This window comes from Dictyobacter formicarum, assembly GCF_016587435.1.
On sequence record NZ_BNJJ01000007.1, the window covers coordinates 143,129 to 158,753 of the forward strand.

14 protein-coding genes are annotated in these 15,625 nt (G+C 52.6%); 4 read left to right on the forward strand and 10 right to left on the reverse strand.

The genetic code is table 11. From position 1 onward, the window contains the following. Positions 1-408: 408 nt before the first annotated feature. Genes JMI88_RS13840 through JMI88_RS13850 form a run of 3 tightly spaced genes read left to right on the forward strand, consistent with a single transcriptional unit; the run spans position 409 to position 3,153 of the window. A complete protein-coding gene (locus JMI88_RS13840) occupies positions 409-1,485 on the forward strand; it encodes an ABC transporter substrate-binding protein (RefSeq protein WP_201362455.1) in 1,077 nt (358 codons plus the stop codon). Positions 1,486-1,496: 11 nt separating this feature from the next. After that, on the forward strand, positions 1,497-2,363 hold the full coding sequence (locus tag JMI88_RS13845) for an ABC transporter ATP-binding protein (RefSeq protein WP_201362456.1): 867 nt from the start codon (positions 1,497-1,499) through the stop codon (positions 2,361-2,363). Then, complete coding sequence (locus JMI88_RS13850; RefSeq protein ID WP_201362457.1) at positions 2,344-3,153, forward strand: ABC transporter permease; 810 nt, start codon at positions 2,344-2,346, stop codon at positions 3,151-3,153. The genes JMI88_RS13845 and JMI88_RS13850 overlap by 20 nt, the downstream gene beginning before the upstream one ends. 84 nt (positions 3,154-3,237) lie before the next feature. Here JMI88_RS13850 and JMI88_RS13855 read toward each other — a convergent pair whose 3' ends face one another. From JMI88_RS13855 to JMI88_RS13895, 9 genes are all read right to left on the reverse strand, one after another. Continuing rightward, positions 3,238-3,945: a DinB family protein gene (locus JMI88_RS13855; protein ID WP_201362458.1), complete on the reverse strand. Its 708-nt coding sequence runs from the start codon at positions 3,943-3,945 to the stop codon at positions 3,238-3,240. Positions 3,946-4,045: 100 nt separating this feature from the next. After that, complete coding sequence (locus JMI88_RS13860; RefSeq protein ID WP_201362459.1) at positions 4,046-4,945, reverse strand: LysR family transcriptional regulator; 900 nt, start codon at positions 4,943-4,945, stop codon at positions 4,046-4,048. A gap of 793 nt (positions 4,946-5,738) precedes the next feature. Continuing rightward, positions 5,739-6,566 (reverse strand): M55 family metallopeptidase, encoded by an 828-nt coding sequence (locus JMI88_RS13865; RefSeq protein ID WP_201362460.1) that lies wholly within the window; start codon positions 6,564-6,566, stop codon positions 5,739-5,741. Positions 6,567-6,709: 143 nt separating this feature from the next. Beyond that, positions 6,710-6,946 carry a hypothetical protein gene (locus JMI88_RS13870; protein ID WP_201362461.1) on the reverse strand — a complete coding sequence of 79 codons (237 nt, stop codon included), beginning with the start codon at positions 6,944-6,946 and terminating at the stop codon, positions 6,710-6,712. 39 nt (positions 6,947-6,985) lie between these two features. Further along, positions 6,986-7,750 (reverse strand): class I SAM-dependent methyltransferase, encoded by a 765-nt coding sequence (locus JMI88_RS13875; protein ID WP_201362462.1) that lies wholly within the window; start codon positions 7,748-7,750, stop codon positions 6,986-6,988. A gap of 103 nt (positions 7,751-7,853) precedes the next feature. Beyond that, positions 7,854-8,690 carry an alpha/beta fold hydrolase gene (locus tag JMI88_RS13880; protein ID WP_201362463.1) on the reverse strand — a complete coding sequence of 279 codons (837 nt, stop codon included), beginning with the start codon at positions 8,688-8,690 and terminating at the stop codon, positions 7,854-7,856. Positions 8,691-9,025: 335 nt separating this feature from the next. Then, complete coding sequence (locus JMI88_RS13885) at positions 9,026-11,491, reverse strand: valine--tRNA ligase (RefSeq protein ID WP_201362464.1); 2,466 nt, start codon at positions 11,489-11,491, stop codon at positions 9,026-9,028. Positions 11,492-11,967: 476 nt separating this feature from the next. After that, positions 11,968-12,348 (reverse strand): nuclear transport factor 2 family protein, encoded by a 381-nt coding sequence (locus JMI88_RS13890; protein WP_201362465.1) that lies wholly within the window; start codon positions 12,346-12,348, stop codon positions 11,968-11,970. A 282-nt stretch (positions 12,349-12,630) separates the two neighbouring features. Further along, on the reverse strand, positions 12,631-13,026 hold the full coding sequence (locus tag JMI88_RS13895; RefSeq protein ID WP_236022918.1) for an immunity protein CdiI family protein: 396 nt from the start codon (positions 13,024-13,026) through the stop codon (positions 12,631-12,633). Between the two features lie 344 nt (positions 13,027-13,370). On the opposite strand from JMI88_RS13895, the gene JMI88_RS13900 reads away from it, so the two are divergent. Then, the gene (locus JMI88_RS13900) at positions 13,371-14,399 is read left to right on the forward strand and encodes a phosphotransferase enzyme family protein (protein ID WP_201362467.1); all 1,029 of its coding nucleotides are present in this window, start codon (positions 13,371-13,373) and stop codon (positions 14,397-14,399) included. On the opposite strand, the gene JMI88_RS13905 is transcribed toward JMI88_RS13900, so the two are convergent. Further along, complete coding sequence (locus tag JMI88_RS13905) at positions 14,396-15,619, reverse strand: glycosyltransferase (RefSeq protein WP_201362468.1); 1,224 nt, start codon at positions 15,617-15,619, stop codon at positions 14,396-14,398. The genes JMI88_RS13900 and JMI88_RS13905 overlap by 4 nt on opposite strands. Between the last annotated feature and the right edge of the window lie 6 nt (positions 15,620-15,625).

Here is a 15,625-nt window from a genome sequence, read left to right on the forward strand (position 1 = left end):
GGTGGCGTTCATAGTTAAAATTTCTATTGATGACAAACTTCATCAAGAAAATCAACAAAAAACATTGACTTCTAATTCGAACTCATGTAAGCTCTAAACAATATCGTAACAGTGGTTTCATATTTACGGGCTTTTGTGGCAAATAGCAACCATGAATGTAAACATAGTTACATTTATCAAGCGCAACTATGGCAGTTCAAAAGTGAGAACATCCGATCTCGTGAGTGTATAGAATATTTCCTGCTATGAGAATGGGCTCATATATCGAAGCTGGATGGGAAGGTATTCTGTTTGCGACCGGCAACCTCTGGCAATGCTAGAGAGAGGACTTATCAAGGCGGGCTTGAGCCATGATATCCGGGCATTCATACACCTACTCTGAATTAGGGACGAAGGAGCAGTATTTTTATGAAGGCATCATCGCATCGCTTCCCACGCATGCTGGCATGTATATTACTCTTGTCGCTGGCCCTGGCAGCCTGTGGCGGTGACAGCAATGCCTCTGGCTCAACAAATGGCGGGAGTAGCTCACCAGTGACTGTTCATCTGGGTTATTTTCCCAATATCACCCACGCCGTCGCCCTGGTCGGGGTAGCTCGCGGGACATTTGCGACGGCGCTCGGCAACAATACCCTGGACGCATCTAAAACATTCAATGCTGGTCCCGCATTGATGGAGGCTCTGAGCGCTGGCGATATCGACATCGGCTACGTGGGACCCAATCCCGCGATCAATACGTATGTCAAGAGCCATGGCGATGCCTTGCGCATCATCGCTGGCGCGTCGAGCGGCGGCGCATCATTCATCGTACGTCCAGGCGCTAACATTAAGACCGCCAACGACCTCAAAGGCAAGAAGCTGGCCACGCCACAGAAAGGTGGCACGCAGGACATCGCGCTGCGCCACTATCTGCAGATACACAACCTGAAGAGCACGGATGACGGCGGAGACATCCAGATACTGCCCACCGATAACGCCAACATCCTCAACGAGTTCAAACAGGGACAGATCGATGGCGCCTGGGTACCAGAACCATGGGCATCACGCCTGGTCAACGAAGCACAGGGCACCATCTTTGTGGATGAGCGCAGCACCTGGCCCAACAACAAGTTCATCACAACCCTGGTAGTCGTGCGCAAAGACTTCCTGGACCAGCATCCCGACATCGTGCAGAAGTTTCTACAGGCCCATGTGGAGACAGTACAATACATCAACAATAACCTGCCTGCGGCCGAGAAAATCGCCAATGAGCAGTTGAAAAAGCTGACCGGAAAAGCGCTGTCAAACTCAGCGGTTGATGGGTCGTTCAAGCGGCTAGACATCACATATGATCCACTGGCCTCAACCCTGTTTAAATCGGCGGACAACGCCTATGCTCTGGGCTTCCTGGGCACAACCAAACCCGATCTCTCAGGGATCTTCTCCCTCGATCAATTGAACAGCGTACTCAGCAGCAAGGGACTACAGAAAGTTACAGCCTCATAAGGAGAGACCGCATGAGCCAATCAACAGTCCATATACGAAGTTCTATTGGATCAGGCAGTGGGGACGGCTTGTCCCCGCTCGCTGGTGGCAACTCATTACGGATCGAAGGTGTGAGCAAGACGTTCGTGGATGGCGAACGGGTAGTGGAAGCATTACACCCTGTTGATCTTGCCATCCAACCAGGCGAGTTCGTCTGCTTTCTGGGGCCCAGCGGCTGCGGCAAATCCACCTTATTGAGCATCATTGCTGGTCTGGAGCAAGCAAGTAGTGGCGCCATTTTCGCCAACCATAAAGAGGTTCAGGGACCCGGCACCGACCGTATCCTGCTCTTCCAGGAGGCGGCGCTCTTTCCCTGGCTGGATGTGCAGCAGAATGTCGAATTTGGACTGCGCCAGGCGCGTATTCCCCGCAAGCAACGCGCAGAGATCGCCCGGCACTATCTCAACATGGTCAACCTCAACGGCTTTGAGCATAGCTATCCGCACCAGCTCTCAGGCGGCATGCGCCAGCGCGCCGCCATCGCCCGGGCGCTGGCCATCGATCCAGAAATCCTGTTGATGGATGAGCCCTTTGGCGCTCTGGATGCCTTTACGCGCGACAAGCTACACGCCCAGGTTGAAGCCATCTGGCGCGAGACCCGTAAAACGGTCCTTTTTGTCACGCACAATGTACGCGAAGCGGTCGCACTGGGAGATCGCGTGATTGTCTTTGCGCCACGCCCCGGACGCATTGTCCGCGACTTTCCAATACACCTGCCACGGCCACGCAGCCTGGAAGATCACCAACTGGTAGACAAAGCCGCAGAGATCCTGGAGGTACTGCGCAACGAGATGCAGAAACAAGAACAGGAGGAAGAATTTGGCAGCCTCATCCATTAATATCAGCAAGAAACGCAGCGTCAACATAAGATGGGTCGGCAAACTGCTACGGCAACTGATCTTCTTCGCCCTTCTACTCCTGCTCTGGCAAGGATTGGCCACCGCCCATATCTGGAAAGACTATTTATTCCCGGGACCACTGACCGTCCTGGATAGCTTGAAGGGGCTGGCTCAGGACGGCTCTCTATTAACCGCCATCCTGGTCAGCCTGCGCCGCCTGGCTATGGGCTACGGCCTCTCGCTGGTGCTAGGATTGCTCTTAGGCTTGCTGATCAGCAGCAACCGCTACATCGAAGAGACGCTGGGCTCGCTGGTGTTGGGATTACAGGCACTACCAAGCGTGTGCTGGATTCCGCTGGCCTTGCTCTGGTTTGGTCTGCATGAGCAGGCGATGATCTTTGTCGTCGTGATGGGCGCGCTCTTCTCGATTACACTGGGTGTGGACGCGGGCATCAAAAATACACCACCGGTCTACATTAAAGCGGCCCGCAACATGGGCTCGCGCGGCATCGCCCTCTCAACACAGGTTATCTTGCCCGCCGCCCTGCCATCAATTCTGACCGGACTCAAACAAGGCTGGACCTTCGCCTGGCGCTCGCTGATGGCAGCCGAGCTGCTCTACACCACCGTCAGCCTGGGCGCCCTGCTCGAAAGCGGGCGTGACCTCGGCGATGTCGGCCAGCTCTTCGCCATCATGCTCGTCATCGTCATCATTGGCGTAGCCATCGATAGCCTGATATTTGGGCCCCTTGAAAAGATGGTGCGTAAACGCTGGGGATTCGCTCGCTAGCCGGGGAGCATGGACGCCCCCAGGCTCGCGAGCCATCGCATCCCGGTGGGAATAGGAATGAGACGCACTCATAAGACTTTGAAGTCAGGAACCGAACTTAGTTGACGAACGAGTGGCAAGCTGGCGTGCCAGCGCCTGCATATCAGGATAGTGCTCACGCAGGTGCAATGTCATGCGACGTAGAACCTTGGCCGCGGTCCACTCCTCTGCGCCATGAACATAGATATGGGCACGCTGCTCGGGCGTCAAATCACGCAACAGCATCTCATAATCCATCGCATTCTCAACAAAGGTCCTGAGCAGATCAGCTTCAGCAATAGTAGAGGCGGCTGGCTGCGGCTGCTCGCTCAAACAGGCGATATAATACGCCTCAAGCTTCAGTACATGCTGAAGCTGTTGTGTCAGCGACCGCGCGCCGGGTGTGGGCGAAACACTCCTGAGCTCAAGGGGTATCGCATCATAGATATCGATCAGCTGCGCCCGCGCGGTAGCCGCCACATTCAGAGCATTATCAATCTCTTGATCGGTAGGAGCGGGCCGATCGGCCTCAAAACGCGGCCCTGCCTTCACCCCACGCAGATACTCTTTGGGCACCGCATTAAATGATGTGATTTCCTCCTCAAAAAAGAAGATATCATTCTTCTTTAACCAGCGTAGATAATCAGAGACCGCCTGTGGGGACTGCTGCACAGCTTGTTGGGGAGTCGATGCCTTCGAAAAACAACCCGGCAAAGCACGAAAAGAAACGATACTCTCACCGGACCACTCTTCAATCAATGCATGAAATTCCATATTCGTGCGCTCCTATCGTAAAACTATAGCTACCAGATAGCCATGTACATACACTTACAATCAAAGGAAAAAGCCACCAGAATACTCTTGATAAGTATCCTCAAGATGGACTAGTGCTCAAAGGAAACAGGAATGAGAAAAAGGCCTGGGCCGCCCGGGATAATTGCTTCTCTGGCCGCTGGATAAAACTAAGTTCAGGCTGCAACTCCATATCGGATAGAGGCACCTGTACCAGGTCGCCACTGGCCAGTTCGCGCTGGACGGTTAAAAATGAGACCACCGCTGCCCCGACACCATTCATAACCATTTGCTTGATCGCTTCGTTGTCAGTCAGGGTCAATAGCGGATTGAGAGTGATATCACGACAGTTCAATTCGCGCTCCAGCATATCGCGCACCCCGCTGCCAGACTCGCGTACCACCAGAGCATTATTTCCCAGGTCAGTCGCGCTCACTTTATCGACATTGCACCAGGGATGCTGGGGAGAAACCACCAGTATCAAGGTGTCGCGCGTAAAGAAGCGTACATTCAAACTTTCGGGCAGTTGCTCCACCTCGCCCTCAACGATACCGAAATCCAGCGACCAGTCCAGGATATGTTCAATGATCTCCTGTGAATTTAAAATAGAAATATTGAGAGCGATCTGTGGATACAACGCACGGAAACGTGCCACGATCGCTGGCAGCAAATAGACGCCAGCCGTTGTATTGGCTGCCAGCTTGATCTCGCCACGATGAATATCGCGCAAAGCAGCCAGCGCATCGTCCATCTCGCGCTCAAGAGAAAACATCCGGCGAGCGTAGGTCTGCAGTACGCGGCCAGCGTGAGTCAGCACAATCCGACGCCCCTGGCGCTCCACCAGCTCCAGATGAGCCTCCTGCTCCAGACTCTGAATGATCTTGGTCACCGCCGGTTGCGTCAGGTGCAGCTCCTCAGAAGCCCGCGTAATATGCTCAAGCTCCGCAACTTTCAAGAAAACACGTAAATTCTGCAGATTCATATTGTTATCCCATCGCACAGAACGACACTGGTGCCTGCGACAACACACAGCGCTCTCTTAGTCTCTGCATCATACCAGAAAGTGTCCATCTTCTCCTAGTGTTAACGCAACTAGAGATTAAATTTTCAGATCCACCTATTGCATTTAGATCTGAAAAAAATATGATAAATACATCATATTTTATAAACAGTTTGCCTTTTTATAGAACCGATCAAGAATAGAGCAAAAGTACCATTCAACATCATTCTACACAATGTATCAGGAGAAAACGATACGATCCAAATATGCAGTAGACGTTTCCGCTCCTGAAATGCTATCATTTTAATAAAATACGTTTTAGTTTCCCGTATGACTCACGCTTTGCAAGCATTTTTCTGCCCCTTACCTCTTTGCTTGCAAGAAATGTCACTCTAAGCAAGAATGCTGAACAACTAAATATTACAGGCACTCTCAGAACAAATTTTTTGAACGTCTTTTCGTGGTTTAAAGAGACACTGGATGAACTGCTGCAACTGGACCTGGAAAACGTGAAGGCTCTGGCTGCGAGGGCAGAATTGCTGGTTCTTTTGCAGAACCAACAAACATAAAACCACAGATTGTCCTATTAGAAGATCACAACATCTGGCGCATCCGAACCGTCCTATACGCAGTTACCCCCGCGTTGCCATGGATAAGACTGGCTATCATGGCAACCGCTTCAGGCTTGATCACGCACGGCTTGAGCGGCAAATTGCCGCTCAAGCCTGAAGTTCGGCCCAGGCATTTCTGAAAATGGTGCTCTCTTGCATACACACTAGCGATCGACCAGAGAACGAGTCAGGGTGACAATGGTGACGAAGGTGCGATAGAGGTCGAGCAAGTTGGTGCCAACCACGTTCACGGTCCGGGGAGCTACACGCTCGACACCGCGAATCCAGCAAGCCATTTCGGCCATATCAGCGACCAGAAAGGTGATTTCCAGCGTGACGGGCAGGGTAAAGCCGGGCAGTTGCATAGCTGATAGTTGTTCAACCGCGCGCCGGGCACCTGCTTGCAGCAGCTCGCAGGCAACCTCGGGATGCAAGTGCGAAGCGGCAAAACGGCCCAGCGACTGCTTGACAACGATCTTTTCCGCCTGCGGGGCGATCGTGGCAGCCTCGCGAGCCGTAGCCTCATCACCGCTGACAAAAATAATCGGCACCTTGTAATGAGCAGCCACCAGCGCATTGATGCCCGACTCGCCAACGATCTCCCCATTAATACGCACCTCCCAGATCGCGCCGGGATTGTACGTATGCGAAAGAATGGCGTGCTCAGCACCAATCGAGCCGTGATAACTGACAAAACAGATGCCATCAAAGCTAGCGTCCAGGCCCTCCATCATATACATCGGCTTATGCTTGCCAGTAATCAGCGTGGCGCGTCCCAGCAAGTCCTGTGGATGCAGATTACGCATGGCATGGTGAGCATCATTAACCACAAAGTTAGACGCGCCGGCCTCCAGTGCGCCCCTGATCACCGCGTTCACCTCATTGGTCAGCAGGCGTCGCCCCTGTTCGTATTCAGCATTACCCTCGATAATCTGCTCCCAGGCGACAATCCCACTGGTACCTTCAAAATCGGTAGAAAGAAAGAGCTTCATAGTGCCATATACCCTCATAAAAATATGTGCAATACCTGTAAACTATATCCTCAATTGTAGCATCTAGCTAAAAATCACGATGATACATGTTGAATCCAAGCAAGAAGAACTCCATCCTGGTACGTAATTATTTCTACACAGGGCTACTCTTCCACCAACTTCTTCAAGCCCGCCAATATGCTATTTTCGTCCTCTTCAGCTGATCTCTGTGACTCAACCTGTTCTTGCGACACCTGCTCGCGTGGATCGTCTTGAATAATAGTCAGCGTCGTCTGGCCATTGACCTCATCTAATATGTAGGTCATGGTGAAATAGTTCTCCGGCTTATCCTCCATACCTGGATGAGGAAATTTTCGGTCCTCAAATTTCTCCCTTGTCATTTCATAGAATCTCAATGATCGGGAAAGAATTTAGCTTATTTATTTGAGAAGTATGTTCTGCCCTTCCATCAACTTTCTGCAGCTTGCAACCAGGACGGAAGGGACCTCAGCCCACACCGGTCTGTCGATGCGCGAGAGGGATGGCGAATCGGGCACAGCTGAAGTTGGACCCGGTTCGCTCAGGCGCACAAGCTGTAGACCGGCATCAGTGAGCGCGTTAACATAGGTTGAGAGCGTGCGATGGTAGGCGCCAACTTTACCAGGAGGTCCTGGCCGGGCATCTGAGCGCCAATAACCCTCCGAAAAATACCTGCCAATGATCCGTATGGTTCCCTCCGGTGTCTCCATCTCTCCTGACTGTGAGGTGTGGAAGCAGGGATGGAGGATGGAGAAGGCGAACCATCCTCCAGGCCGAAGAATACGCGCGACACTGTGCAGTGTTGGGGCAAGATCTGGAATATCCATCAAGGCCATCGAACACACAACGCCATCGAACATGCCAAGCATCTTGTCATCGAGACTCCGAGCGTCAGCTTGCACATAATCGATTCCACGTGGCTCGGTCTTCTCATGGTGACGCGCGATAGCAAGTAACTTGCTCGAGAGATCAACCCCAACGACGCGTGCACCAAGGTCCACCAGGTAGCGTGCCACTCGACCCTGCCCACAGGCGAGATCACAGATACGTTGTCCCGAGACCTCGCCTATAAGCGCTTCTATGGCTGAAAAGAAGCGATCCTCGCGCATCGAGTGAGCGCCAATCCATTGATCATACCATTCGGCAATGTCATCATACGTCTTCATGGGCATTCTCCACCTTCTGATCCTGTTTTGCTCGCATTCACAACAGATTCTAGAATATCACAAAAGGGATCATCATTGGCAGAAATGCACTCAAGGTCAGGATTTATCGGAGCGAGGAAGTCGCAAGAGATTCTTGTACCCGATCCAGCCATTCGCTCATAAGGGCGTCGAACAATTGGTTCTGCTCAATCTGAGCGTTATGACCGGCGCGATCAAGCACGGCGAAGCTCGCATGCGGATAGCTCTCCAGCAAGCGCCAGGCATCCTGATAGCCCACAGAATCGTCCTGACGACCTGTAAAGATAAGGGCTGGTCTGGTAAAAGGCTGAGGGAGCTGATCGACATTAAAGGTATAACTATAATTTTGTCGAATCTTCTGCAAAAAGGCGCTATCAGCAATTTTGAGGCCAGGAAGAATCTCGTCACGAAAACGTTCCCAGTTATACTTATTCTGCACAACCGCCATTGCGCTAAATTCTTCCGCCTCGGTGGGATCAAGCGAGGCCAGTAATTGTGGATCTTCAACCAGAACGGTGTGTGGTGGCAACTCGCGCCGGGCCGGATCAGCAATAACAGCAGGGCAGATCAAGGCCAGGCCGTCTACTTGCTCAGATTTACGCAACACAACACCCCGGCTCAGATAACCACCATAAGATTCGCCAACCAGCAGGAAACGCTGGCCCGGAATCACCTGGTCAATGAAATCGAGTACTAAATCGAGCATATCATCGGTGCTATTAATCCGCTCCACGCCAGGCGTGCGCCCCATTCCAGGCAGATCGAGGTAAATACGCTGCCAGCCTGATCGATTGGCAAATAGCGGCTCCATGCAACCTGTCATCAAGCGATGATCAGGTGTATAACCATGAATTAAAATAACAGGGAATCCCTCGCCATAAACTTCATAATAGACCGGGACATCTCGAACCATACATTCCATGTGTTAGAAATACTTTCTTACGAAAATAAACAATATACTACAGATAGAACAATTGCTAATCGCGACTTTCTGCAAGCATAAAGTAAAAAACATATCAACCTGAATTTATAACAGCAAAGGATGAGTTTTTTATTCCACTTGCAGTACCATCGAAAATGCTTGCGCTTGGAACACACAAGAAATATATATAAGAGGATATTTATTACTATCGAATCATAAATCTTGCTACGCCTTTTATCTGATGCCAGCGGGATTTGCTACATATCAGTTGACGAGTCAAAGTAGTAGCAAATCCTGCTGGCAATGTGCACCTCACCCTGAGCTAGCTGTTGCGATCAGGCACTCTGAGGCAGGGCCAACTCAATGCGCAGCTGTGATAATAGCTCTGCATCTGAATCAGGCGCAGTTATAAACTGGATGGTCCGGGCACGGGTAACGTTCTGAAGGTCGCTGCAAGCGGCCTGCAGGATGGGCAAACCGGCGGCACCGGTCGTGATACGGAGCGACTCCAAAGTCCCACCAACAGAGATGCCCAGTTCAGCCTTCTGGCGACGAACTGAACGCAGAATCTCAAGCAAGAGCTTCCCGGTCTGCTCCGCCTCCGGATTGACCCAATCAGCGGGCGCAGTAGGCCAGGCAGCGGTATGGATCGAGGCGGCCCCGTCCCACTGCTGGAAAAGTCCCAGATAGAGCTCTTCTGTGATAAAAGGCAGGTAGGGAGCCAATAACTTGAGAACGCCCAGCAGGGCATGATAGAGCGTCCATTGCGCAGCCCGGCGCTCATCCCCTTCCTCTTTATACAGGCGCGACTTGACCAGTTCCAGGTAGTTATCACAGAGATCCGACCAGAAGAAGCGCTCGACTTCCATACGTGCAGCCGCGTAATCGCCCTGCTCAAACTCTCTGGTAGCAAATGTGATCGTCTGCGCCAGACGAGAGAGCAGCCAGCGATCGGTCGGCAGCATCCCCGACGGTAAGGTTGTCAGCGCAGAAGCATCCAGGTCCTGCAGGCGGCTTTCAGCGAAACGGCAAGCATTCCATAGCTTGGTAACCAGGCGGCGACCGGTCGCGATCGACTCGGGACTAAACGGCGTATCCTGCCCCGGCTTGACCGAGGTCGCCCAGTAGCGCAGGGCATCGGCCGATTCCTGCTCGATGACCGCCTGGGGGTCGAGCGACCCATTGCCTTTGGACTTTGAGACTTTGGTGCGCTCGCTCGACAGGCCATGACCGGAGAGCATAATCTCCTGCCAGGGGGCCGCATCGCAGTGATAGAGCGCCTTGACGATGGTATAGAAAGCCCAGGTGCGAATAATATCGTGCCCCTGTGGGCGCAGGCTAGCCGGAAAATGCTGCCGGAACCAGGCTGGATCATCCAGCCAGCGCCCAATAATCAAAGGCGAACACGACGAGGTAGCCCAGGTATCCATGACATCCATCTCGGGCTCAAAATCCGTAGCACCGCAGCGACAGGCGCGGCCGGGACTGGTCTGGCGAGGATCGATCGGCAGATCCTCCTGTCGGGCCAGCAACAACTCTCCACAGGCCCGGCAGGTCCAGGCCGGGAAGGGGACGCCCAGAAAGCGCTGGCGCGAGATGCACCAGTCCCACTGCAGGTTCTCAACCCAATGCTCGTAGCGAATGCGCATGTACTCAGGGTTCCAGCGGATCTGGCGACCGATCTCGATCAGGCGCTCCTTCTGATCCAGGACGCGAATGAACCACTGCCGCGTCTGCAGGTACTCGACCGGGGTACCGCAGCGCTCGTGAACACCAATCGTATGCTCGATCGTTTCTTGCCGCAAGATCAGGCCCTGCTCGGCCAGGTTCTGCAGAACGAGCTTACGAGCAGCCGCCGTGGGCAGGCCGGCCAGCGGACCGGCCAGAGCCGTCATGCGCCCGGCACGATCGATGGCCGCCCGCAGCGGCAACTGATGGGTACGCCACCAGCGAACATCGGTCGAGTCACCGAAGGTGCAGCACATGACCGCGCCGCTCCCCTTCGATGGATCAACCAGCTCATCGGCCAGAATAGGAACCTCGATCAGCACCTGCTGCGAAAAAGCTGCGCTGGCGATGCGCGCCGATGATCCCAGCAGGTGCGCATAGCGTTGATCCTGGGGATGAACGAAGATGGCGACGCAGGCGGGCAACAGCTCAGGTCGCGTCGTAGCAATCGGTAACGTCTGGCCGTCTGGCAGTTGGAACGCGAACGTCGTAAACAGCGTCGGCAGCGTCTTATCATCCTGTTCGGCCTGCGCGATCGCCGTCTGACAATCGGGACACCAGAGCGTTGGCGCAACCTGATCATAGGCGCGACCAGCCTGATAGAGCTGGATAAACGAGGCCTGCGAGGTGCGCTGCGCCTCAGGAGACAGGGTCGAGTAGCGATAATTCCAATCGACGCTCAAGCTCAAACGACGCAACAGAGACTCAAAGTGATCTTCGGTCTCCTGTGTCAGTCGCCAGCACTGCGCCAGGAACTCGGCACGATCCATCTCGGTCGCCTTGCGCTTGATCGTCTTCTCAACGAAACGCTCGGTTGGCAGACCATTATCATCAAAACCCATGGGATACAGGACGCGGCGGCCGCGCATGCGCTGGAAGCGCGCAATGACATCGGTCTGGGTATAGGAGAAGCAGTGTCCGATGTGGAGGTCTCCCGAAACGGTAGGGGGAGGCGTATCGATGGTATAGATCGGACCTGATCCAGTTGGATCAAAGGCATAGGTATCGGCATCCGCCCACAGGCGGGCCAGGCGAGGTTCAGCATCACGAAACTGATAACGGTTGGGCAGCATATGGTAGTACTCCTTTATTGTACTAACAAAAAACGTTGCCACATCTCAAGGACGAGGGCAACGCAGCTCGTGGTACCACCTTGTTTTGACAACCGACTCGCCCAACCCGGCCATAGTCAGTTATCCTCAAACAGCGCTAACGGGCATTCCCGGAATATCTTAACGCTGACCATCCCTGCAGAACAGCAAGCATAATCAGTTCAGATACTCGACTTCCGAGCCACGTTCAAGAGACGTAATCGAAGGAGGCTCGCACCCGGTGACCTCCACTCTCTGGCGAATCGTTTCTCTCTACTCCGCTCGTTCAGTGTCTTTACATTTTTATTGTTAATGTTAATGATAACAAGTTAGAACCTTTGTTGTCAACCTATTTATTTGATCTGCACCATTCAGCCACGTTTGCACTCTATCTCACCAGGCGCTTATGACACATCCCAATATCCTACAAGCGGAAGCCATATAATGTGCTGGAAAAGTTACCCATCCCACTCGTAGCGTGAGGCAGCAGCCATTGCATATTCTCGGAGATAGATGATTTTGTCATTGCTAAACCGTGCAATCGATGCGCCCTCAAAGCCACCACGATTTCCAGCATAAGTGCATTCAAAGACCCATTCGAAGAAACAAGACTCATCCCCGGCAAAAAAAGATGTGACATCCCAGTGATCGACGATGTTGCCCGGAGCGCACCAGGAGTCAATCCATCGACCAACCATTTCTTTTCCTCTATAAGTGGGCCCATAAGATTCTATAATCACACATGCCGGATCAAGCGTGCTCAGAATCTGCTCGCGATCTTTTAATTTCCAACCTTCAATGTAAGTCAGAATTAGCTGATTAAGAGATAAATCATTCATAGAATCCCCTCAAAATAGATGTTCTTGAAAGAAAGTGCCAGGTTTTCCACAGCATTCTATGCTGGCAGACAGAACGCCTTCGATAAGCCATAACAATTCCTTATGCTCATCCTAACGAGGCTGTCAACTAGCAGCAGAGAATTTTGGTCAGGATCCTGAATAGTCATGAAGATGCCCCACGGCTGCTGCTCAGGCTCAGAAGTGGTCACCACTCCCTTGGCTTTAAGATCGGCATGCAAATAGTCCATATCCTCATATCATAGGTAAAATTTCTTATCAATGTCAATCAATCTGCTTTTGTCTAACAAAGCCTTTGGGATCTTGCGAATAGGCATCCAGTTCTGGATCTTCCTTCTCCTCTACGAAATCATCAATCACCTCGAAATTCGACCCTAACTCCTGGCGAACGGCATTCAGGAGCTCTCTAGCAGCGTAGTTAAAGCGCTCGCACTCTTCTTGTCGCCAGGGACCAGGATCAGGGGGATAATCCCAATTGAGGGCTTGATCATGCCATGCCATGAGTTCGTTAGTCCGCTCGATGGTTTGCTCTGAGAGAGGCAACATCTCTGGAAAAATAGCATATCCGAAACGTCCTCGTGCCTCATCATTGGCGCTCCAAAAGCACTCTCCAAGCCATTCGAACCGGTAGCGGATAACATATTGTGGTCCAGAATTCATCAATTTTCCTTTTTCTTGGCATAAAAAAAATCTCTTTTAATGGAATATTTTCTATTAATCCTATAGATCTTCCTCTTCTATCTCAAAAATTATAACATTCGCTCTATAGAAGAATTGAGATGTTGGGAAACAGCTTTTCTCGACATTACGTGGATTTGCTTGTAACGCATAAGCAAAGTGCTATACAATGAACGAATAATAAATGGGATAGATAAAAGAAGGATTATATTTTGTTGAATGGTTTGTGATATTTAAGGCTGCTCCCTATGGATCTCGCCCTCGACAAAGAGATCAGGGCAGGTCATTGTGATGCAACCTCCTTTGTTATTAGAGGCGATAGAGTTATGACGAAACAGCGAGAAAGCCCCCGCCCAACTCCGTCACCGGAGTTATTCGACTTTGTCCAGGCCAGCTATGGCGTGGAGTTCACTGAATCACCCATGGATCTAGGCGGCTCTCGCAACCTGAACCTGTTGGTCAGTGCGAAAGAGAAACGGTACGTTGTCCGCGTCTATCGTTCCTGGGTCACAGCCCACAGGGTGGCCGATATTCAGCGCGTTCACCGCCTGCTCTCTTCTGGAGGTATCCCTTCCCCCGTGGTGGTCCCCACCCTGGCTGGCACCTCCTGGACGTTTCACAAAGGCTGTCTTCTCGAGATGGAAGAGTATGTCGAAAGCGACGCCTACATGGACTCGTGGGAACGTCTTGCTGTTGGTCTTCCCCTGCTCGGGCGAACGCATAGCTTCCTCAAAAAAGCAGAGGTGAGCTGGGCAGGCAAGCGCCCTCCGATCGCCAATCATATCTCGTCCGAAGAAGCCCTGGCCTGGACTATGAGAGCCGTCCGTCGTATTGAGCACTGGGGGCCAACAGCACAAGAAGCACGCTTCGCTTCCGCAGCCCAGGATTTAGCCCATCGTTTGCGTGTCCTTGAGAAGGGTCTGGTGACCCATCTGCCCCACCAACTGGTTCATGGAGACTTCTGGGATAATAACGTCTTCTTCCACAACGGCAAGGTCGTGCTCATTACGGATCTGGATTTTATGGGCGAACGAGCACGGATTGATGACATCGCTCTGACGCTGTACTATACTAATTCCACCTTTTCGGAAGACCCCCTCTCAGATGAGCGGATCCAACGCCTTCGTGACCTGCTCGAGGCGTACGCTTCTGGCCTGGATGAACCCCTGACAGCCGTGGAACGTCTGGCGCTCCCGCTTGCCATTGCACGCACCCCCTTGTTTATGATGCGCTATCTAGCCCTCATGGAAGCAAAGGAAGCCGCGGCCAAACCGATTGCTGAGACGCTGCCTGATCTTGAGTGGGCACTCCAGATCCTGACTGATCTTAATCATTGGCAGCAAAGGTTGACCTAAGGAGGCGGGGGCAGATTGAAATAGACACCAGTATATTTGAAGCCAATCGCTTGATATAAATTGATCAGTTTCGTGGCTTCTTCTTCCCAGGTGAGGCCATGCGCAATGGCTGCCAGCGCGTTGGCGTGCATGGTCTGCCAGAGATCGCGATCGGCCAGCAGCGTGTTAATAGCCTGCCCGACACTGGCAGGCGTGAGCTCATCGAGAACGTGGCCGACATGGTAGCGATGAATCATATCGGAGATAGCATCCAGGCGCGCCGAGAGAATCGGCAGGCCCGCCATCAGATATTCAAAGAATTTGTTGGGCAGGCAATAACGAATGCTCAATGAATGGGTGGGCGGCAACAGCAGCAGCCCCAGATCAGCTGACGAGGTCCAATCCAGTAGTTCAGCATAGGGTACCGCTGGAAGCAATTTGATGCGCTCGCCAAGCTGCTCACGCTGAATAAGCGCCGCCAACTCAAGCGCAGTCGCATCATAGCCATCCCCAAGCAAGACAATGGTGATATCAGGTGCCAGATATGGAACGGCCCGCACCAGCAGGTCCAATCCACGATCAGCCTGGAGATTGCCCTGATATAAAGCAATGCGCATGTGCGCGGGCAGGCCCAGCTTTTGCTGTAAGCGTGTATTCCTGATGGATTCGTGGTGAGGAGGAATATGGCGCAGGAGCAACACCCGGGCTGTCCCATAGAGCCTGCTCAGCACCGGCACATAGCGTGGCGATCCGGTGATATAGCTATCGCATGAGCGCGACAGCCAGCGGATACAGTGTATAGCCAGCCAGCGCAGGCGCGGCCAGCGCTGAATAGCCGGACCAAACATAGTCAGCTCAGGCGTATCAAAGATAAGCCCTTTCTTACGTAGTCGCGCCACCAGGTACGTAGCGAGAAAAGCGTGCTCCACATGGGCATGATAGATATCCGCCCGCACACCGAGCAAGCGTACAAAACAGCGGATCATCAGGACGCAGAATTTCACCAGAAACCACGGCTTAAAGTGCGCAGGAACAAACCATCCGGGCGCACAGACATGCTGGATATAAATGCCATCCACCCATTCAGCAGTCAGTTGCTGATCGCAGCGAGCAATCACATCCACGATGGTTACCTGATAACCCGCCGCCCGCAAGGCTCGAGCATCATTCATCACCCGATAATTAGAGCGAGCAGGTCCCAGCAGATGCATACAGACCCTCCCCCAGGAACGAAGCGCCATACCTTA